Origin of the sequence: Dyadobacter sp. NIV53 (genome assembly GCF_019711195.1) — a bacterium.
Taxonomy (GTDB): Bacteria; Bacteroidota; Bacteroidia; order Cytophagales; family Spirosomataceae; genus Dyadobacter.
Map to the genome: position 1 here is coordinate 6106060 of NZ_CP081299.1, position 21747 is coordinate 6127806.

A 21747-nucleotide genomic window follows, 5' to 3' on the forward strand; every position below is an offset into this window, starting at 1 on the left:
ACCTAATCAAATATGAAAAAAGCAGCGCTACTTGTGGTTCTTATACTTGTCGAATATCAGGCTTTTGCCCAAAATGAAAACAATTTAAAACTTTGGTACAAACAGCCTGCATCACAATGGGAAGAAGCCTTGCCGGTTGGTAACGGACATATTGGTGCGATGGTTTTTGGCGGAGTTGAAGAAGAGTTGCTGCAGCTCAATGAAAGTACATTTTGGTCGGGCGGGCCGGTAAAAACGAGGATTAACCCTGAATCACCAAAATACCTTCCTCAAATAAGGGAAGCGCTTTTGAAGAGTGCCGATTATGAAAAAGCCAATGAACTCGCGAAAAAAATGCAGGGACTTTTTTCGGAATCCTATTTACCATTGGGTGATCTGAAAATTAGCCAGGATTTCAAAGGTGTTAAACCAACAGCGTATTACCGTGACCTGAATATTAAAGATGCGATAGCGACAACAAGTTTTACGATCAATGGAATTGAATATAAAAGAGAGGTATTTACTTCTGCACCGGATAATATATTGATGATCAGGATTTCTGCTTCGCAACCAAAGTTGTTGAACTTTACAGTTTCCGGAACCAGTCAGTTGAAATATACCATTCAAATTGCTAACAGGGAATTTCTTGTCAATGGTAAAGCACCTGCTCATATTAACCCTACTTATTACAATCCAACCGGACAGGATCCGGTAATTTATGAAGATACTACCGGCTGTTATGGCGCCAGGTTCCAGTTCAGGATTAAAGCAGCGAGCAAAGACGGGCTTATAGAAACGGACACATCCGGTATCCATGTGAAAGATGCCACGGAAGTTTGGCTTTTTGTTTCGGCTGCAACAAGTTTTAATGGTTTTGATAAATGTCCGGACAAAGAAGGAAAAGATGAAAATGCCCTGGCCAAAAACTATCTGGATCACGCAGTTTCCAAGCCTTATCCTGTTTTACTGAAAACACATCTGGATGACTTCCATGCTTATTTTGACCGTTTAACTTTGGATGTAAAAGATACAACGCAAAGTAACCCCAATATCACTTTACCTTCTGATGAGAGATTACAGAGTTATTCGAAAGGAGCTTACGATCCAGGAATTGAAATGTTGTATTTCCAATTTGGCCGGTATTTACTTATTTCTTCTTCACGGCCCGCACAATTAGGTGTTCCCGGCAGTCCGCCTGCCAACTTACAGGGAATTTGGAATAAAGAAAAAAGAGCACCGTGGAGCTCAAATTATACGATTAACATCAACACGCAAATGAATTACTGGCCGGCTGAGGTAACCAATCTTTCAGAAATGCATGTTCCGTTGTTAGACTGGATTAAAAATCTTTCAGAAACCGGTAAAGTAACGGCCAAAGAGTTTTATGGTGTCGGTGGCTGGGTAGCGCATCATAATTCCGATATATGGGCAATGTCAAATCCGGTTGGCAATTTGGGTGATGGTGATCCGGTTTGGGCCAACTGGTATATGGGTGGAAACTGGATCAGCCAGCATTTATGGGAACATTACAGGTTTACAGGTGATAAAGTTTTTTTAAAAGAAAAAGCATACCCAATCATGAAGGAAGCGGCAATATTCAGTATCGGCTGGCTTGTTGAAGACAAAGACGGGTATCTGGTAACAGCACCTTCCACTTCTCCTGAAAATAAATTCAAGGATAAAGATGGCGAAGAAGTTGCAGTTTCAATGGCCACAACGATGGATATGTCTATCATTTATGATTTGTTTTCAAACGTAATTGATGCAGCGGATGTACTGGGAGATGATACTGATTTTAAAAAAATGCTGATTGCCAGGCGGGCGAAATTGTATCCTTTAAAGATTGGCGGTCAGGGACAATTGCAGGAATGGTACAAAGATTTTCCTGAAACAGATCCTCAGCACAGGCATGTGTCACATTTGTTTGGCCTGCATCCCGGCCGGCAGATTTCTCCGATTACAAGCCCCGAATTTTTTCAGGCTGCAAGAAAAACGCTGGAAATCAGAGGTGATGCAGGAACGGGCTGGAGTAAAGGATGGAAAATCAATTTCTGGGCCAGGCTTCTGGACGGAGATCATGCATATAAACTGATACGCCAGCTGATGCAATACACTAATACGAATTCTGAAATTTACAAGGGAGGCGGGACATACCCTAATTTTTTTGATGCACATCCGCCATTCCAGATCGACGGCAATTTTGCTGGTACGGCCGGAATGTCTGAAATGTTAATTCAAAGCCATTTGACTGATATTTATCTTTTACCTGCATTGCCATCTGTTTGGAAAGAAGGTGCCGTAAAAGGATTGAAAGCAAGAGGTGGATTTGAGGTAAATATGGATTGGAAAAAGAACAAACTGGTCCGTGCTTCTGTGAAATCTTTTTCCGGACAAAAATGTGTGATCAGAACGAATAATCCTATTGTTGTAACAGGCGTAAAAACCATTACACAAAAAACAAATTTTGGATACCTGAACACTTTTCCGACTGAAAAGGGGATGGTTTATGAAGTTGTTGGGAAATGATATTTAGACAGGATTACAGGATTGTATGATTGAGAGAATTAACTGCCGCATGATCGCCTGCAGCAGGATCGCCTGCCGCTGTGATTTATTGATCTGACAAAATAATTTATATTAATGGATAACCGACGGGATTTTTTAAAAAAATAATAGCAACTACTTCTGTTGCAGCTGTATTGCCAAAGTTGGTAAATGCTCAGTATATAAATAAGAATATTACTAATAAACCCCAGGATGGAATTACAATCCTGTTCCAGGGAGATTCTATTACGGATGGAAACCGGACCCGAAATGAGGATTGGAACCATGTGATGGGACACGGATATGCATATTCAGTTGCCAGTAAATTATGGTATGAACATCCATCAAAAGGTTTTCATTTTCTGAACCGTGGAATTAGTGGTAATCGCATTACGGATCTGGCAGCACGCTGGCAAACAGATACTTTGGATCTGAACCCCAATTGGTTGAGCATTTTAGTAGGCGTTAATGATACAGAAGCAGCAATCAAAGGAAACACAGCATCTACCGCAGAGCAGTTTGAAAATGATTACCGTGCATTGCTCAAACAAACTCAGGAAAAACTTTCTCAGGTACGTTTTATACTTTGCGAGCCGTTCGTTTTACCAGTAGGAAGAGTAAAGGACAAACTGGAAATGTATCAGAGCGAAGTTGGAAAAAGACAGGAAATAGTGAAACGACTTGCTATTGAGTTCAATGCAATACATGTACCTTTTCAGGCTGCATTTAATGAAGCATTGACACAGGCTCCTGCCGATTACTGGATATGGGACGGAATTCATCCGATGCCTGCCGGACACGAATTAATGGCGAGATTGTGGATTGAAAAGGTAGGGGATGAATTAGGTATTTGATTAAGTCGCCAATCAAAAATCGGTTTGCTTAAACTCCGTTTTATTTCGTACGTTTAGTTTTACGAAATCACTCCTGAAAATGGAATGATATATCACTTCATCAAAACTAAAAATACACGAACTTGAAACGCGACGACACGCTTTGGAAAGGTATACTTGAAAATTTATGTAACGATTTTATCCGCTTCTTTTTTAAAGATGCTGATACTTTGTTCGATTTGGATAAAGGCTTTCAGTTTTTGGATAAGGAGCTCGAACAATTGTTTCCCAATCAGGATAGCGAGGCTCCCAAATTTGTAGATAAGCTGATAAAGGTATTTACTAAAACTGGTAATGAAGAATGGATTCTCTGCCACGTAGAAGTCCAGGGATACGATGATAAAGACTTTGCCAAACGTATGTTTACCTATTTTTATCGTATTCTGGATAAGTATGGTAAATCAGTAACGGCTATTGCCATCTTTACCGACGACAATAAGAAATTTCGTCCAAATGTCTACGAGTATGAATATTTGGGCACGAAAAATACGTTCCAATTCAATACATACAAGATTTTGGAGCAGGACGAAAAAATACTGACACAAAACGATAACCCTTTTGCTATCGCAATACTAACCGTTTTACTGGCATTGAAAAAGAAGAAACTGGACGATGAAAGCCTTTATAATTTGAAGTATACACTGGCCAAAAAACTTCTTCTGAAAAAGATACCCAAGAAGAAGATAGATGATCTGCTGATCTTTTTACAGCTCTATGTAAGATTTGCAGATTCAGGATATAATGTTAAATTTGAGAAGGTAATTGAAGAGTTAACTGAAAATAAGACAACTATGGGTATCAGGGAAATGGTGATGGAAAGAGCCAAAAAAGAAGGGTTGGAAAAAGGTTTGAAGCAAGGCTTAGAACAAGGTATTGAACAAGGTATTGAACAAGGTCAGGAAAAGGGTATTGAATTAAGTAAAATCGAGTTCGTTAAAAACCTGTTAGCAACTGGCAGATTTACAATTAATGAAATTACCAATCTTGCTAATGTTAGCGAAACGTTTGTTAATGAGGTAAAGAATAGTTTAATATAAATTTTTGTATAGACTTGATAGCTTTATATACAGGGATTCTTTGATTTATAATCTGGTTATGTAGCAAGAAACCATAATAATGTCAGGTTTGTATTTAAATCTTCAATAATAATAGTTGTACTTACTTAACTGATAATAATCAGCATTTGTACTAATCCCTATCAATTTTTCTATCCTGTCAAACTCCTAGTTTTGGATCTTGAAATTTACCTGCAAGATCATGATCCGGAACAACTCAATACATACTTTTCATATCCCGGTTTTAGGACTGGGCTATTCTGTTGATACCCCTATAAAAGTTTCCCCATACGGTATTTCTTCTGTTGCGTCCATTGTGGATGATGAGATGATAGAACGTATGAGAAAATTCCATTCAATTAAAAGCGGTGAAGAATTTATTCCCATTCTTTCCAATGAACATGATTTCCGGAGCAATCGAATTACGGCTTATCTGAATCTGATGGAAAGGATTATTAATACACAATTTGATATCATTCGCCAACAACCTTTTGAAGAAGGAACTGAGATTACCCGTTATTTTGATCTGTTGCCTGAAACTTCTCTTTTAAAAAGGGAATATCTGAGAATGCTAGATTCGAAGGATCCGGAAGAGAAAATATGGATGCAGGGGTCATTGCGGAATAAAATGGTAAAAGGAGCTATTGATGTCAATATTATGTCCAAAGTGGATAAGATAAATGTTGATGTCAACGGTAAAATCCTTGAAGACCAGTATTCGGATGCGTCGGCTGCATTACGCGGTTTTGCTAATAGTATGCTGACGTCTTCGTTGGTTTTATCAGCTGGAATGAACCCGCGATTATACAACTATCTTGAAAATTTCAAAGATTTTTATCCGGATGAAAACGGTCAATTACAAAAAAAGATCATTTTAAAAGTAAGTGATTTTCGTTCTGCTTTTATTCAGGCTAAGTTTCTTGCAAAGAAAGGAATCTGGGTTTCAGAGTTCAGGATTGAATCAGGATTAAATTGTGGCGGGCACGCTTTCGCAACGGAAGGTTATTTATTAGGGCCAATTCTGGAAGAGTTTAAAGCCAGGAAACAGGAGATGCTGACGGATCTTTTTGCATTATATCAATCCGCATTAAACACAAAAGGAATAGAAATTAGTCACACACCTGCTTTGAGAATTACGGTACAGGGTGGAATTGGAACAGCAGAAGAAGACCGCTTTTTACGGGATCATTATCAGGTAGATGCAACGGGTTGGGGAAGCCCTTTTCTGCTTGTGCCCGAAGTGACCAATGTGGACGAACAAACATTAAAAGATTTAACAGAGGCTAAAAGTGAAGATTATTATGTGAGTAATTCGTCTCCGCTTGGTGTTCTGTTCAATAATTTCAGAAAAAGTACAGCCGAAAAACAACGATTGGAAAGAATAGCGCAAGGCCGGCCGGGAAGTCCGTGTAAGAAAAAATACCTCGTTTCAAATACTGAATTTACCACTCAGCCGATATGCACAGCATCCAGACAATATCAGAATCTGAAAATTAAACAGCTGCAATCCATGGAGCCCAGGCCGGCAGATTTTGAACAGCAAATGAATGCAATTACGGAAAAACTTTGTCTTTGTGAAGGTTTGAGCACATCCGTATTACTGAAAAATCATTTGCTTTCACCACGGGAGAATAAAGCCGTATCCATTTGTCCGGGACCCAATCTCGCCTGGTTCTCAAAAGTATATTCGCTGGATGAAATGGTGAATCATATTTATGGGAAGATTGACTTACTAAATAAAGTAAACCGGCCTAATATGTTTATCAACGAGCTGAATCTTTATGTAGAACATTATAAAAAAGAAATGGAAATCCACGCCCGGAATCTGAATGATAAAAAGTGGAAGTATCTGGTGAAATTTAAGGAGCAGTTGTTGCTGGGCATTGAATATTATAGGGAATTGATTCCGCAGCTGGCAAATCAGAATGTTGAATATCGGAGGGAAATGATTGGGCAGTTGGAAGGAGTGGAGAGTTGGTTGAAGGGAGAGAAATGTTTGGTTTTGGGCTGAGGTTGAAAAGGGACACAGAGAGTCATAGAGCTGAAAGAGAGTCACGGAGATTTTTTCTGTGGCTCTTTTCTTGCATTTTAGTTTAATGTCAGATAGAATAAAGCATTTTGTGTCTTATGTGAACGGTAACCATAAGTTTTTCTTTTGTCACCTTTCCCGCTCTGAATGAGCCGCTTTACGCTCAGATTGGCGTTCATATTTGTCGGGTAGGACATGATGTAAAAAACTTTGATTGGAAACAGTTTTTAAATTTCTCTAATTTACAATTTAATAAATAGAACCTACCTTACATTTAATTTTACTATTCGACTAAATGAGCAACTATTCCGCGCCTGGCAAAGTACTGGCCCCTGCCAAATTTACTGATAAAAAATACCTCATAACCCTCATTTTTGTCACTTCCCTGTTTATGTTTTGGGGAATTGCTATTACGATGGGTGACGTTTTAAATAAACATTTTCAACATGTTTTAAGTCTGACTAAAACCCAGTCAGCCTTTGTACAGTTTGCTATTTTCGGGGCTTATGGGGTAATGGGCATCCCTGCCGGATTATTTATGAAACGCTTTGGATATAAAAACGGCGTTTTGTTTGGACTGACACTTTTTGCCTTAGGTTCGTTTTTGTTTGTTCCGGCAGCGGCGGCTGCATCATTTCCATTTTTTGGTGGTGCTTTATTTATCCTGGGATGTGGGATCTCCACACTCGAAACAGTAGCGCATCCATTTGTGGCTTCACTTGGAGACCAGCGGACCAGCGATCTCCGTATCAACTTTGCTCAGGCTTTTAACGCGCTGGGCACTATTATCGGGCCTGCAATTGGTTCCTATTTTCTTTTAAGAAGCAATGTTCCGGGCAGTACGGATCTTACTTCGGTAAAAACATTGTATATCGTTATTGGTAGTGTAATAGCAACAATTGCCGTATTATTTTCCTTTGTGAAAGTTCCTGCACTGATTGATCCTCATGCCGTGGCAGATGTTGATCCGGAAGCGGTTAATGTTGATGCCGAACCGGGAAAAACACTTTTTCAACATAAACATTTTGTTTGGTCGGTAATTGCGCAGTTTTTCAATGTGGCGGCACAGGCCGGTACCTGGGCATTCTTCATCAATTATGGACACGAAAAAATGGGTTTCACGGATGTAGTGGCAGGAAATTACATGATCTTGTTTTTCGTGCTTATGCTAACCGGTCGTTTTGTAGGCACTTTCCTGATGCGTTACATCGCCCCACACTCCTTGCTGGCTATTTTCGCGGCTTGTAATATCGTGATGTGTTTGCTGATTACGCAAAGCCTTGGCTGGCCTTCATTTATTGCATTACTTATGCTGAATTTCTTTTTCAGTATTATGTTTCCAACCATTTTTAGCTTAGGATTGAAAAACCTTGGTTCACATACACAACAGGCATCGTCCTTTATTTCGATGGGTGTTGTTGGAGGAGCTTTTTTCCCGTTTGCTATGGGAGCGGTTGCGGAGTATGATGTTGCGGCAGCTTATTATTTGCCGATCATCTGCTACACAGTAATTTTCCTTTTCGGTTACAAATTTTATAAAGTTCATTGAGGTTTAGAAATGGGTTTGATTGAAATCCATTTTAAACTTAATTTAAATAAATAATAATTTTTAATACAACGAAAGCTGATTGCTAAAAGCCGACAGCCAATTAACATGAAACTCTGGGGAATAGACTTAGGAGGCACCAAAATAGAATGTGCCGTTTTGGATTCAAATAATAATCTGGAAGTGGTGGTGCGTATGCGTCTGCCAACAGAATCGGACAAGGGATATGAGCATATTTTGTCCCAAATAAAAATGCTGATAGATCTTGTTGCAGAGCAGGTAGGGGAGAAACCATCCAAAATTGGATTTGCTACTCCTGGTGTACTGGAACCGGATTCACAACTGATGAAAAATTCCAATACGATCTGTCTGAATGGGAAACCAATGCAAAAGGATTTGGAAGATGTTCTGGGTATTCCGGTTCAATTGGCCAATGATGCCAATTGTTTTGCGCTGGCAGAAGCATTGATCGGTGCCGGGAAGGAATACCCGAAAGCAGAAGTTGTTTTTGGTGTCATTATGGGAACCGGTGTTGGCGGTGGACTGGTGGTTAATAACCGGATCATTGGCGGACATCATGGTATTGGTGGAGAATGGGGGCACAATATTCTGGAAGAAAATGGGGATCAGTGTTATTGCGGGAAAAAGGGTTGTGTTGAACAGGTTATTTCCGGTCCGGCATTGGAGCGTTACTATGAAAAAGTGAGTGGTGAAAAGCTTTCTATGAAAGTGATTTTAGAACAATACCGGGAAGGCAGGAATGCACATGCAGTTGCCACGATCGAACGCTTACTGGAATATTATGGCAGGGCAATTTCTACTTTGATCAATGTTCTTGATCCGGGCCTGATCGTGATCGGCGGCGGGGTTGGGAATGTAGATCTGTTATATACGGCAGGTTTTGAAAAAGTTAAAAAGTATATATTTAACAAAGGGGTTTGTACTACGCCAATTCTGAAACCTAGATTGGGTGACAGTGCCGGTGTTTTTGGTGCAGCATTGCTTTAAAAGTATCTTACAACTCAAATCACTTATCTATATGAAAAAGCTATTATTGGTTATCCAGTTTGCAGTCATTTCATTTGGAACCTTTGCACAGACCAAATGGCAGAATGACAAAAATCATTCTCAGTTGAAATTCGATATTACGCATATGGGTGTTTCGACTGTAAGCGGCGCCTTTACTGACTTTGATGCTACCATCGTTTCGGCCAAACCAGATTTCAGTGACGCTACTTTTGAGCTGACTGCCAAAACAGCCTCAATTAATACAGGAGTTGAAAAACGTAACGACCATTTAAAATCAGCTGACTTTTTTGATGCTGCTGCCAATCCTGAGATGACTTTCAAAAGCACCGGTTTAAAAAGTACCGGTAAGGATAGATATGCACTAACAGGCAATCTGACTATGCATGGTGTAACCAAGCCGGTAACTTTGGAGCTTACATTTCGGGGATTAATCGAAAACCCGATGAACAAAAAGCAGATTGCCGGTTTCCGTGCAACCGGAACGGTGAAACGTGCAGATTTTGCCTTAGGAACAAAATTTGCTCCTCCTATGCTAAGCGAAGAAGTCACGATCATAGCAGATGGTGAATTCGGGCCGATGATGTAGTCATTAACCAAACATTTATGTACAAACTGAAAATCATTTCCTCCACAGTGAGGCCAGGAAGAAAAGGCCCGATTGTGGCTGCATGGATACTGGAAACAGCAAGGCAATACGGCAGTTTTGATGTTGAGCTTTTAGATCTGGGCGAAATTAATTTGCCTATGATGAATGAGGCTAATCATCCTTCCATGAAAAAATATGAGCATGAGCATACTAAAAAGTGGAGCGCAGTTATTGACGAAGCGGATGCTTTTATTTTTGTAACAGCTGAATATGATAATAATTATCCGGCTCCACTGAGAAATGCTTTGGATTATCTGGTTCAGGAATGGGCTTATAAGCCGGCTGGGATTGTCAGTTATGGAGGTATATCAGCCGGGACCCGTGCAGCACTTCATCTGAGAGGTGACCTGGCATTTTTCAAAACTGTACCATTAACAGAAGCAGTAAACTTTCCCTTTTTTGAACAGTTTATTAATGAACAGGGAGAATTAATTGCCAACGACACTTCTAAAAAAGCAGCGAAAAAAATGCTTGATGAATTAGTGAAATGGACAAAGGCGCTGAAACCTATGAGGGAAGAAAAGTAATAACAAATAGATTTCACGGGAGCGCCCGCAGCGCAAAGAGGTAAAGTTTAAAAGCAAAGAGCGCAAAGTTATTCATAGCGTTCTTTGCTTTTTCTTTATATGCTTTGCGCTGCGGGCGCTCCCGTGAAATCTTTCTTATTTTATTTCTGAATAAGTATCTTGCAACTTCATATCTGTCAATTAGTTAATCAATAATTTTATGGCGTCTCGGAATGTGATTTACAGTGAACCTTCTTTACGGATAAGATCCATCGATACAATTCGTGGAGCCATTATGATCATCATGGCATTGGATCATACGCGCGAATTTTTTTTATTACTGCTTTTACTGCCAATCCGCTTAATCCTGAAACAACAACAGTAGCAGTTTTTTTTACGCGTTGGATCACTCATTATTGCGCTCCTACTTTCATGATGCTATCCGGCATTTCAGCTTACTTATCAGGAAAGAAGAAAACGGTTTCTGAAACCAGTGGTTTTCTGGTTAAAAGAGGCTTGTGGCTGATTATTGTAGAGATATTAGTGATGACGTTGATCTTATCATTTGATTTCAAATACAAAATAATAATCCTGAATATATTATGGGCGTTAGGAACCAGCATGTTAATACTTGGTTTGTTGGTGCGTTTTCTTCCAGTTAAGAGTATTTTTATTGTTGGAATAGTTCTGGTATTTGGCCATAATCTCCTGGATTTTGTGAAAGTTATTCCTGATTCTCCTCTGGATATTTTTCTGAGTATTTTTTTAACCGGAGCGGGAAAATTCATACCCCGTGGTGATGGCGGAACGATAGGGATCTTCTATGTAATTTTACCCTGGACAGGCATAATGTTAAGCGGTTATGGACTTGGGCAGATTTATGATAAAAACATTGACGTTCTGAAAAGAAAGAAATTGTTGTTGATGCTGGGGATTGGCGGTACTTTCTTGTTTTTAATTTTAAGGTTGCTGAATGGATATGGAGATCCTTCATTATGGGTACCCCAAAAAGAAGAATGGCGTACAGTTTTGTCATTTTTTAATGTTACAAAATACCCGCCATCATTACTTTTTACACTCATGACGCTTGGGCCAATTCTTATTCTTCTGGCTTTCACTGATAGTACAAATAACAAGTTTACAAAATTCGTATCTGTTTATGGAAAAGTACCTTTCTTTTATTTTATCATACATTTTTTACTTATACATATCACCAGTGCCATTGTTGTGTTATTATCAGGCTACACTTGGGAACAGGCGACAGACGAGAAATTATTCTTCAAATTCCGTCCGGAAGATTTTGGTTTCGAATTGGGCTGGGTATATCTGATCTGGATCAGTATCGTGTTAGTTATGTATTTCCCTTGCAAATGGTTTGGGAAATATAAGTCGGGAAATAAGAAATGGTGGCTGAGTTACTTGTAATTTAAGGTTATTCAGAGGGCCACCGGGTTAAGGAAAGAACCACAGAGAATTATGAAATCTGTGGTTCTATTTTTTACTCTATGGTTCTATGTAACCTATGTTTTCAGTAGATATTAAGGAATTCATATTTATAATCGTGAAATTCTAAATTATCAGATCGATGAAGAAAATTTTTCTATTTCTGCTCCTGCTTTCCCGGCAAAATCTTTCCGCACAGAATCCGACTGAAAATTACACTGTTGATCCCGCATCAGAAGAGCAATCCGGCGTTCCCAAAGGAGAGGTTTTAAAATTCATTTTTGATCAATCCAAAATTTTTCCCGGTACATGGCGTGAATACTGGGTATATGTTCCGGCGCAATATAAGCCTGATAAACCGGCTTGTGTGTACATAAACCAGGATGGAATCCAATGGAAAGCGCCTACCGTTTTTGATAATCTCATTCATAAAGGTGAAATGCCGGTAACTATCGGTGTTTTTGTGATGCATGGAAAAGTGAAAGCCCAAAATGAAAATGAGGCGTTGGACAGGTTCAACAGGAGCTTTGAATATGATGGGCTTGGAGATAACTACGCGCGATTTATTCTGGATGAAATTCTTCCGGAAGTAGAAAAACAAAGAACCAGTGACGGGCGGATCATCAGGTTATCCGGAAACGGGAATGACCGTGCTATTGGTGGATCAAGTAGCGGTGCCGTTTGTGCTTTTACTGCTGGATGGGAACGTCCGGACGCTTTTACCAGAATTTTTAGTGCAATTGGTACGTATGTTGGTTTGCGAGGAGCCGACCGTTACCCGGCCTTGATCCGGAAATATGAACCCAAACCATTACGGATTTTTTTACAGGACGGAAGTAATGATCTCAACATTTACGCAGGTGACTGGTGGATGGCAAATCAGACCATGCTTCGTGCATTGGCGTTTTCCGGTTATGAAGTAACACATCAGTGGGGAGAAGGCGGGCATAATGGCAAACAGGGAACAGCGGTATTTCCGGAAGCCATGCGGTATTTGTGGAAAGACTGGCCAAAACCGGTTAAAGCTGGGAAATCGCAAAATCAGTTGCTTTCTGATATTTTGATAGATGGCCAGAATTGGGAATTAGCCGGCGAAGGATATAAGTTTACTGAGGGCCCTTCCGCAAATCAATCTGGTGAAGTATTTTTTCAGGACATTCCCAATAGTAAAACGTATAAGATCGGGTTAGATAAAAAAGTTGAAATCATTAATCAGATTTCACAAAACGCTTGTGGTACCGAATTTGACAAAGTTGGGAACCGCTATGAAGTGGCCAAAAAAACTTTATCAATTGTTAAGCATGGTGCGGATAGTAAAAAGCAGGATTTCGCCAAAAATATTTCCGCGAACGATTTAACCATAGCACACAATGGAAATATGTATGTTACCGCACCAGACGGAAAAGAAAAGCCCTCGGTATTGTATCTGATAAGGCCGGATGGTGAAAAAATAGAAATTGATAAAGGATTGCTGTTTGCAAATGGGCTTGCACTTTCTCCTGACCAGACGTTGCTTTATGTAACAGAATCTACTTCTCATTGGATTTGGGCATATCAGATTTTAGCTGATGGGACATTGGGACACAAACAAAAATTTGGCTGGCTGCATGTTGGAGATTCCGAAGAAAATGCATGGGCAGATGGTATAACCTGTGACCGGAATGGGCGGATATATGTCGCGACCAGTTCAGGAATCCAGATTCTGGATCAGACTGGAAGGGTGAATGCAATTCTTCCAACACCTAACGGCTCAGCTTCGAATGTTGCTTTTGGAGGTAAGGATTTTGATACCATGTATGTAACTGCAAATGATAAAGTATACTGCCGTAAATTAAATATACATGGTGCGAATGGCTGGGATAAACCTAATAAACCTGTTGCTCCTAAGTTGTGAAAAAAGTGTCTCACGCTATGTCTCCTCCCTCCGCGGGAACCCACTTTAATGTAAATAGGTAGCCAGAAACTTTTTGATCTTATCCCGATGCGCTTCCACATCAAACATTTCACCATAATGTGGTGCGTCTTTTACAATCGTAATGTCATGTTTCACACCTGCCAGTTTTAAATAGGAAGCCAGTAAAAGTGATTGTGTATAAGGAACCGATTCATCTTTTTGGCCATTAAAAATCAGGAACGGCGGATCATTTTTATCGACATAAGTGTTTGGGCTGGCCCATTTGGCAAGATCCGGCCTTTCAATAATTGTTGCCCCAAGCAGTTTGCCAATTGCATCATCCTTATTAGGTGCATCAGTTTGGGGAGTAAATGCCAGAAACTCCGATGGCCCGTAAAAATCAATTACCGCTTTTATTTTAAATGCGGGTGTTTTTCCGTTATAATAAAATTGTTTGACGTTATTGTTTCCGGACAAACCCAATAAAGAAGCCAGATGACCGCCGGCAGAAAAACCAATTAATGCAATTTTGTTTTGGTCAATTTGGTATTTCGTTGCGTTTGAGTAAAGGAATTCAACGGCCTGGTTGCAATCCTGAATTTGTGCCGGAAATATTGCATCTGTACTTTGCCGGTAATCTATGGATGCAAATGCATAACCATCATTCAGAATTTGCTGAATTGTGTTTTTCATGTAACCCATATCCGCATATTTATCTCCGTGCATCCATGCTCCTCCATGAACCCAAATCACCAGCGGTAATGGTCCTTTTACATTCGGAGGAAGATAGATGTCAAGCAAGTGCTTTTTTAGGGTATCTTTTGCATAGGATATGTTTTCATGAAACACAGTTCCCTGAGGAAAAATATTTCTGATCCTGTCCGGCATTTGTGCAGATGTCTGGTTTGCCATCCATATCACCAGCAGAGCGATCTTTATTGAACTTTGATAATATTGCTTCATGAACCAAAAGTAGTTTAGTTATTGGCAAAATTTAAAAACAGATCTTCTGCTTTTTCTAATGCTTGTTTTTGCGATTTGTTCAATTCCTGAAATGGGAAAGTTTCAACTGTGATATTCTTTCCTTTTACTATTCGTTTCCAGGTTCCGGCTAACATTCCCTCAATAATAAACAGGTGATAATTCCCGGCTTTTACTGCCTGTTCGAGCAGAGGTTTTAACTGGGGAGAAATCAGTGCGCTCCGGTCTTTGTAGCCCATACCATATTCATCATAATCTGGCATGAGAAATGTAGGTTGGGGCACTTTTAAGTCAGGAACATCAGTCAAAAATATCAATTCCTGGCCATCCGCCATTTCTCTTTTAAATTCATGAGATAAAGAATTAGCACCATCGCGTGCGTCTTTCATCGTCAGTCCGGACCAGGTCACAAAATCCTTTAGTGAGGCCGGGCCTCTGCTTGTGTAATAAATATTGCACAATTCGTACAATGCTTCCTGACGTGTTAACTGTCTGACTTTCGGAACCCTTTCTTCCAATAGTGCATACGTAAATTGCTTCCCTTTTCTGGGGCCGCTGCAAATAATTCCATCCAGTTCCGCATGCATCATAATACAGCTTAAAGCTACACCGTCAGCATATATGTTTTTTTGTTTGAGGATTTCCTGCAATTCAGTTCTGGTCAGATATTTTTTTCCTTCCAGTTCACTTGCAATTAAATCATTTGTTCTGGCCAGAAAACCTGAGTCGTAATTCAATTTACGATACCAGAAAGCATTGATTTGCTGAACTCTGGGGCCAGTAAGTTCAAGCAGCCAGCGAATATGTTCCGGAGAAACAAAGTGCCAGGTTGGCCGTAAAAGATGCGTTCTAAGAATAAGCCCGTCATTAAAGGCCTTTTCAATTTCCTGGTCGAATACACCATTTAACCTTAATCCGATTGCCCATTTTGCCATCGCATATTCCTGGGCCTGCATAGCGCCCATCCAGCTCACAACTTCCTGCGGACTGGTGAAATTTTGGGTGGTTATCTGTTGATTATATAGACGGTGGTTTCTGATTTCAGCATATGTCATTTGCAAAAAAAATTAAGATACCATTACCCTAAATATGGCCCGCCAGGAACTCCCCATCCCCATTTTGGCATTGGTTCGTCCGGGTTCATGTTCAATTCTTCTATATTGGAATTGAGTACTGCTATTCTGGTTCCCCATTCGATATAAGCCACAAATGCCGAGCGGAATTCAGGATCATCCGGCAGGTTCATTTCATCGGCCGTTTCTGTCAGTAATGAAACCCAACGCTTTCTATGGTTCTCTGTCAGATGTTTGGCTAAGTGTTTCCGGATCATTTTAAAATGACTGCCTTCTCCGGTACTGTACATTTCAGGCCCGCCAAAAACTTCTGCAATAAAATGGGCAACATGCAGCTGGTGTTCTTTTGACATGTGTTTAAAGACAGGTTCCAGAAGCTCATCACTTAATACTTTTGCATAAAAAAGCTCAGTAAGTTTTTCAAATACAGGCATTCCGCCAGCCCATTCGTAAAGTGTTGGAATTGTTGTTAGTTTTTCGCCCATTTTTATTCAGGTATATGTAGTTTCAGACTTTCCAAGTTTTTTAAACGGGGACGCCTCGTCTTGGAAAGTCCTCAAAGTTACCAATCCATCACCACACCTTCAAATGCATCCAGTTTACTCAGTTCCAGATCAACAAATCCATCTTTCCAGCTAAATTTAACAGGCTTGCCATTAACCATTCCAAAGACCTTTGCAGGTTTTTTATCAGACTTAATCCGGAAATTCAGGTTATAAAGTGTTAGAGGCTCAAAGTAAGTATTGCCACTGAATCCGGTCAGATTTACCAGATGCAGGATCATTCCGTCACTTGTTTTTTTGTCTCTGTTTGCAGTTGTGTTTTTAGTATATTCCTGTAATATAGTTTCCACTCTTGCAGGTGCATTGGTTTGGATTGTTTTAGAAATATCAGGATTAATAAAGTTAATTGCATCCAGTAGAATATTTTTATGTTCCTGATAACCATGCATATAGTAAAGCCGGCCAAGATTTACCGGGAAAATAATGGCCTTGCTTTTCTCATGGTTTTTTATTCCCATGGCATAATACCCAATCGGGTCATGTCCGCCAATAATTTCCGGCGGACCCGGACGCCCTTTTGCAAGAATGGGTAATGCAGTCTGGTCGGCGCCTTTCAGATCGTATAAACCAAGGTTAAATTTCCAGAAAAGCATTGATTGCCCTTTGAAACTTTTGAAGATCTGACGATTGTCTGGCACCAGATAATTGCCAGCGCCGTCGTTATCCTTACTAATGATTCTGGCACCAAACAACTCAAGCAAAGTTTCCGGACTGTCAAAAAGTGAACGGTTTGTAGCAATGAGATTGGTGCCTTTTTTACTGGCTTCTTTGAGGATCCGGATGGCCTCCGGTTTTAAATAAGTGATTTCGGGCAGGATTAATAATTTGTACTTTTTTACTTTCTCTTCCAGATTTGCGATTTGTCCGTCTTCAATAATATCAAAAGGAATATGTGCTTCCCGAAGCATTAGCTGAATCCCGCGATATTCCTGCATCGGTTCTCCGTTGGGCCAGGAACCGGGAGCAATCACTGCAATTTGAGCTATGGATTTGTACTTGCCAAAATAGATTTCATTTTTTTTATGATGTGCATACACTTTTTTAAGAACACCATAGTTCCGTTCATCTTCATAGCCTCTCAAATCACCCATCATGCTCATATCCAATCCTGAACCATTCGCAATGTTTTCATACAAACGGATCTGAACTTCCTGAGGCTCCACTGCATTATAGCGTGATTGAAACGAAATCTGCTGAATACTGGCATTGCTGATGATATGATCAGGAAAAGAATTGACAGCATTACTGACATTGTCGGAAGCTGTATAAGGCCAGTAGGGCAGGGTGGTCATGCTTTGGGATTCGTGACGGATAATATCAACAAACTTGTCGGAGTAAGTACAGATTGCGATCTCCTTGCTTTTGGATTTTACCAGTTTATGCAACCTTTCCGACCAGTCTTCAACAGTATATTTTTTAAATTCAACATACTTTTGGAACAATGTATCTGCTTTGTTTTCTACTGTTGGGAAAGCAGTTCCTTTACTAAATTCAGCAAAACGTTTCTTATCTGCTTCATTCTGATCTATCCCATGGTATTTTCCTTCATAAGGATTATTAACCTGGTACCCCGGCATGTTCAGGAAAATACCATCAATCAGATAGGTATCAATTACTTCCTCAATAATCCTGAACGCTTTATCCTGTACATATGGCGCATTGATAGAAACTACGTACATGTCAGTATTGATAATTCTCTCGCCTTTTGGAGAAATATAACACCATTCCGGATGAGCCTTAAAGATACTTTCGTGCACCCGGCTAAAATCAAAACGGACAATCACCCGGATACCTTTTTCATGACATTTCTTTATCACATCACCCAGCATGTTATTTTTCATGTAAGGATTGGTATAATGAAAATCCAGCATTGTCGGATAAAAAGCCATGATTCCACCGGCATTGATCAGCAAAGTATTAGCAGAAAAATCAACGAGATCTTTTACAAGCGAGTCGGGGTTGAGCGTGGCACCTTCGTAGGAAGGCAGATTGGTTTGAATAACCCTTAGATTATTTCGCTTCCACCACAGTTCAGTTTCAGGTAAAGATGTCTCTTGAGCCGTTGATTGATTGGAACAAAAAAGTAATAAAATCGCAAAGAGGTAAACGGTATTTTTCATTATAATTGATTTATCCTGTTCAAATGAAAGAGTAAAACCCAGGATGGCTACTATAAATTTTAATGTCATTTTAATACTGGACTGATTTTTATACATCATTATACGCGTTAACTATCAGCTTTTATCAGTCGTTATAAAATCACTTTTTAAATTGATCATACATTGAAATACAAATACTTTTGGATGTTTCTCTTAGCTTTTGGGCCGGAGGAATTTTCTTTTGCACAGGAAAAACCAGGTTGGATTAAGCGATTTATACAAAAGAGCATTTCAGATACTACTTCTAATGGAAAACCCAGTTTCAGGATTTATCCTACTTTGGCATATTCTCCTGAAACAAGTTTTGAGTTTGGATTTTCCTCCCTTTTACTTTTTCAGGCGAAAAATGATACACTGAACAGGCTAAGTGAAATTCAGGCATTTACATTCATTACACTGGAGGCACAGTATGGAATCTGGCTCGACAATGCTATTTATGGCAATAAGGACAAATGGTTTGTATTGGGACGTACACGTTTCCAGCGTTTCCCTTTGCTTTATTACGGGATTGGCCCTGAAACTACCGGTAACGAGCCGGCCTTAATTGATGCCAACTATATATTATTACGGCAGCGGATTTTGAGAAAAGTTGTTCCCAATTTGTTTATTGGCCCGGAAGTAGATTATCAGCAATTATATAACACAAAATTTAATCAGCCCGATGACCATGATGCGTACGAATTACCAATTGGGACTGGCGGAGGAAGGAATTTGGGATTAGGGGCAGCTTTGGTTTACGATAACCGGCACAATGTTCTGAATGTGAGAAAAGGGTTATTTGGGGAAATATCATTTCTGAATTACGCGAAATCTCTCGCAAGTGATCATAATTTTTATGGAGTCAATCTGGATATCCGATCATCTCATCCGACAAATGATCGTAATGTTCTGGCCTGGCAATTTCTGGGTAATTTTTTTACCGGTGAAGTTCCCTTTAATCAGTTGGCGCTCATGGGTGGCGAAATGATCATGCGCGGTTATTATTCCGGACGTTATCGTGACAAAAATATGCTGGCAACTCAGGTTGAGCATCGCTGGCTTCCATTCAAATTCAGTAAACGTATTGGCGGGACCGTGTTTGCCGCGGCGGCTGTTGTTGCACCCCGTGTGCATGAATTCAGCTGGAAACATATTCGGCCTTCCGGAGGGGTTGGGTTGAGATATTTGTTGTTTCCTAAAAAAGATATTTTTCTAAGACTTGATGTAGGTTTTACAAAAGAAGGACCTGGCTTTTATTTATTCACCGGAGAAGCGTTTTAAGCATTTTTTAGTGTAAAATACTCTTATAACCTGACTGTAATTAAGGGATTATGAATATTAAATTTTAAACTAAATGTACCTTAATGCCCCAATGGTAATGGCGTGTAACTGGTGCAGTCTACTTTTCCTTATAAGTAAAAGCAACAATTAATAATAATACGCCAACAAATCCCAATGCAATTGGCAGAGAAAAGGCATCAGCAATAAAGCCGATCATGGCCGGACCCGCAAGCTGGCCTGCATAACCTAAGGTTGTTACAGCTGGTAAAGAAACAGAAGTAGGTACGTTAGGAATGTTTCCCGCCGCCGTGAAAAACACCGGAACAACATTGGCAGCACCCAATCCAACAAGTACAAATCCAATTAAAGCAGCACCGGGCCAGGGTATGCACACCGCTATCATAAAACCTGCCGATGCAACCAATGCACCGTACAAAACCACTTTGGAAGACCCGATCTTATGGACGATCTTATCGCCTGTTAACCGCATTACTGCCATGGCAATCGAAAAAGAGGCATAACCTAGTCCTGCCATTTCGAGATCAAAACCCCTGTTAAACTGTAAAAATACAGCACTCCAGTCCAGCATAGACCCTTCTGCTAAAAAGAAAACAAAACACATTAACCCTAAAACCAGAACCGGGCCTTTTGGTAAAACAAATGCAAAAGAGTCTACTTTTTCTTCTTCTGAATGCGGCAACAGGTTTTTGTACTGGCTTGCAGCAATAATAAATAACATACCTGAAATACTGACTGCTGCAATCGTAGGCGACAAGCCTAATTTTATCAAAAAACCCAGTCCAATCGAACCGATTAATCCGCCCAGGCTAAACATGCCATGGAAGGAGGACATAATATGCCTTCCATAACGATCCTGAACAATGACTGCGTGGGAGTTCATCGCAACGTCGATAGAGCCGATTGCTGCTCCAAAAATAAAAAGTGCGATAGCCAGTTGTATTGATGAAGAGGTAAGAAGCAATGCAGGTAGAATTAAAGAAATGACTGTTGCAGCAATTAATGTTATTTTTCTGCTGCCGTATTTATTGATGAACATTCCGGTGAAGGGCATGATTAAAATAGCACCGGCACCAAGCGAAAGCAGGACTAATCCCAAAGCGGCATCGTCCAGTCCCAAATTAATTTTGGCGACTGGCACCATCGGAGCCCAGCTCGACAATCCGATTCCGCAAACCAGAAAGATCAACAAACTTGCTTTTCTGGCTGCTTTAATTTTTTTTAGCTGTAATCCGGTTTGAATGTTTTCCATTGTATGCTTCGTATGTCATTATAATTGCAAATATATGCAAATTTGCATAAATTTGCATAAATGATTTTAATATGACCAGGGAAAAGCGTTTTAATTTTATTCTTGAAAAATTATCAAACAAGAATGAAGTAGGATTCAGTCAGTTAAGCAAGGATTTAAATGTTTCTGAGGATACAATCAGAAGGGATATTGATGCGCTCTCTAGTAACGGACTTTTAATGAAAATCCGTGGAGGCGCTATTCCGCGGTCTCATAATCCGCTTACATTTAAAGAACGGATCGGACATTTGCGTGATGATAAAGAAATCATTGCCTTGAAAGCGCAGACCCTGATCAAATCCGGACAAACTATATTTATGGATGGTGGCACTTCTGTTTATACCCTGGTCTCACTTCTTTCCACTGACATCAAACTTACGGTCATTACCAATAATATGGCTATTATTCCTGCTTTGTCAGCTTATCCGGGCATTGAACTGATTGTACTTGGTGGAAAATATTTGAAAGAATCTGAAACAGTTGTTGGCTTTCAGGCTATAAAAATGGCTGAAAATTTTCAGGCGGACCTTTATTTTATGGGTATTTGTGCGCTCGATACTGAAAAAGGTGTTACCGCCAGTTTTATGGAAGAAGCTGAATTAAAGCAAATTATGATGCAAAATTCCGGAATGTCTGTTGCGCTAAGTACATTTGATAAACTCGGAACTTTTGAAACTTACCGCGTTTGCCCCATTCAGGACCTGGATTATATTATAACGGAAATGGATATCAGGGAAGAGAAGATTAATAATTTCAGAGCGCTAGGAATTAGTGTGTTATAATATTTTCACGTCATGTTGGAAATTGGACAGGGCCGATTTTAAGAGAAGTCAACTTT

General features: G+C 39.9%; 18 protein-coding genes. 12 read left to right on the forward strand and 6 right to left on the reverse strand.

Features of this window, described 5'->3' with window-relative positions:
- Positions 1–12 precede the first annotated feature (12 nt).
- The 4 genes from KZC02_RS25135 (at position 13) to KZC02_RS25150 (ending at position 6482) form a co-directional block, all read left to right on the forward strand.
- Positions 13–2505, forward strand: a complete 2493-nt coding sequence (locus tag KZC02_RS25135; protein ID WP_221391185.1) for a glycosyl hydrolase family 95 catalytic domain-containing protein — start codon at positions 13–15, stop codon at positions 2503–2505.
- Positions 2506–2678: 173 nt separating this feature from the next.
- Positions 2679–3377, forward strand: a complete 699-nt coding sequence (locus KZC02_RS25140) for an SGNH/GDSL hydrolase family protein (protein WP_221391186.1) — start codon at positions 2679–2681, stop codon at positions 3375–3377.
- Between the two features lie 122 nt (positions 3378–3499).
- Positions 3500–4453, forward strand: a complete 954-nt coding sequence (locus KZC02_RS25145; RefSeq protein ID WP_221391187.1) for a hypothetical protein — start codon at positions 3500–3502, stop codon at positions 4451–4453.
- Positions 4454–4673: 220 nt separating this feature from the next.
- Complete coding sequence (locus tag KZC02_RS25150) at positions 4674–6482, forward strand: hypothetical protein (protein WP_221391188.1); 1809 nt, start codon at positions 4674–4676, stop codon at positions 6480–6482.
- Between the two features lie 77 nt (positions 6483–6559).
- On the opposite strand, the gene KZC02_RS25155 is transcribed toward KZC02_RS25150, so the two are convergent.
- Positions 6560–6697, reverse strand: a complete 138-nt coding sequence (locus KZC02_RS25155) for a hypothetical protein (protein WP_221391189.1) — start codon at positions 6695–6697, stop codon at positions 6560–6562.
- Between the two features lie 98 nt (positions 6698–6795).
- On the opposite strand from KZC02_RS25155, the gene KZC02_RS25160 reads away from it, so the two are divergent.
- From KZC02_RS25160 to KZC02_RS25185, 6 genes are all read left to right on the forward strand, one after another.
- On the forward strand, positions 6796–8049 hold the full coding sequence (locus tag KZC02_RS25160) for a sugar MFS transporter (protein WP_221391190.1): 1254 nt from the start codon (positions 6796–6798) through the stop codon (positions 8047–8049).
- A gap of 105 nt (positions 8050–8154) precedes the next feature.
- Positions 8155–9054, forward strand: coding sequence for an ROK family protein (locus tag KZC02_RS25165; RefSeq protein WP_221391191.1), 900 nt, complete (start codon positions 8155–8157; stop codon positions 9052–9054).
- 31 nt (positions 9055–9085) lie between these two features.
- Entirely contained in the window at positions 9086–9661 is a 576-nt protein-coding gene (locus KZC02_RS25170) for a YceI family protein (RefSeq protein ID WP_221391192.1), read from the forward strand.
- Between the two features lie 17 nt (positions 9662–9678).
- The gene (locus KZC02_RS25175; RefSeq protein WP_221391193.1) at positions 9679–10248 is read left to right on the forward strand and encodes an NADPH-dependent FMN reductase; all 570 of its coding nucleotides are present in this window, start codon (positions 9679–9681) and stop codon (positions 10246–10248) included.
- 411 nt (positions 10249–10659) lie between these two features.
- Positions 10660–11652, forward strand: a complete 993-nt coding sequence (locus tag KZC02_RS25180; RefSeq protein ID WP_229253784.1) for a DUF1624 domain-containing protein — start codon at positions 10660–10662, stop codon at positions 11650–11652.
- A gap of 160 nt (positions 11653–11812) precedes the next feature.
- The gene (locus KZC02_RS25185) at positions 11813–13564 is read left to right on the forward strand and encodes an SMP-30/gluconolactonase/LRE family protein (RefSeq protein ID WP_221391194.1); all 1752 of its coding nucleotides are present in this window, start codon (positions 11813–11815) and stop codon (positions 13562–13564) included.
- Positions 13565–13609: 45 nt separating this feature from the next.
- On the opposite strand, the gene KZC02_RS25190 is transcribed toward KZC02_RS25185, so the two are convergent.
- From KZC02_RS25190 to KZC02_RS25205, 4 genes are all read right to left on the reverse strand, one after another.
- Positions 13610–14527 carry an alpha/beta hydrolase gene (locus KZC02_RS25190; protein WP_229253785.1) on the reverse strand — a complete coding sequence of 306 codons (918 nt, stop codon included), beginning with the start codon at positions 14525–14527 and terminating at the stop codon, positions 13610–13612.
- Between the two features lie 14 nt (positions 14528–14541).
- A complete protein-coding gene (locus tag KZC02_RS25195) occupies positions 14542–15600 on the reverse strand; it encodes a winged helix DNA-binding domain-containing protein (protein ID WP_221391195.1) in 1059 nt (352 codons plus the stop codon).
- A 23-nt stretch (positions 15601–15623) separates the two neighbouring features.
- Positions 15624–16103 (reverse strand): group II truncated hemoglobin, encoded by a 480-nt coding sequence (locus tag KZC02_RS25200; protein WP_221391196.1) that lies wholly within the window; start codon positions 16101–16103, stop codon positions 15624–15626.
- Positions 16104–16180: 77 nt separating this feature from the next.
- Complete coding sequence (locus KZC02_RS25205; protein WP_221391197.1) at positions 16181–18301, reverse strand: alpha-amylase family protein; 2121 nt, start codon at positions 18299–18301, stop codon at positions 16181–16183.
- Between the two features lie 183 nt (positions 18302–18484).
- On the opposite strand from KZC02_RS25205, the gene KZC02_RS25210 reads away from it, so the two are divergent.
- Positions 18485–19600 carry a BamA/TamA family outer membrane protein gene (locus tag KZC02_RS25210; RefSeq protein ID WP_221391198.1) on the forward strand — a complete coding sequence of 372 codons (1116 nt, stop codon included), beginning with the start codon at positions 18485–18487 and terminating at the stop codon, positions 19598–19600.
- 118 nt (positions 19601–19718) lie between these two features.
- Here the strand turns inward: KZC02_RS25210 and KZC02_RS25215 are convergent, their stop codons facing one another.
- Complete coding sequence (locus KZC02_RS25215) at positions 19719–20870, reverse strand: MFS transporter (RefSeq protein WP_221391199.1); 1152 nt, start codon at positions 20868–20870, stop codon at positions 19719–19721.
- Between the two features lie 71 nt (positions 20871–20941).
- On the opposite strand from KZC02_RS25215, the gene KZC02_RS25220 reads away from it, so the two are divergent.
- A complete protein-coding gene (locus KZC02_RS25220; protein ID WP_221391200.1) occupies positions 20942–21691 on the forward strand; it encodes a DeoR/GlpR family DNA-binding transcription regulator in 750 nt (249 codons plus the stop codon).
- Positions 21692–21747 lie beyond the last annotated feature (56 nt).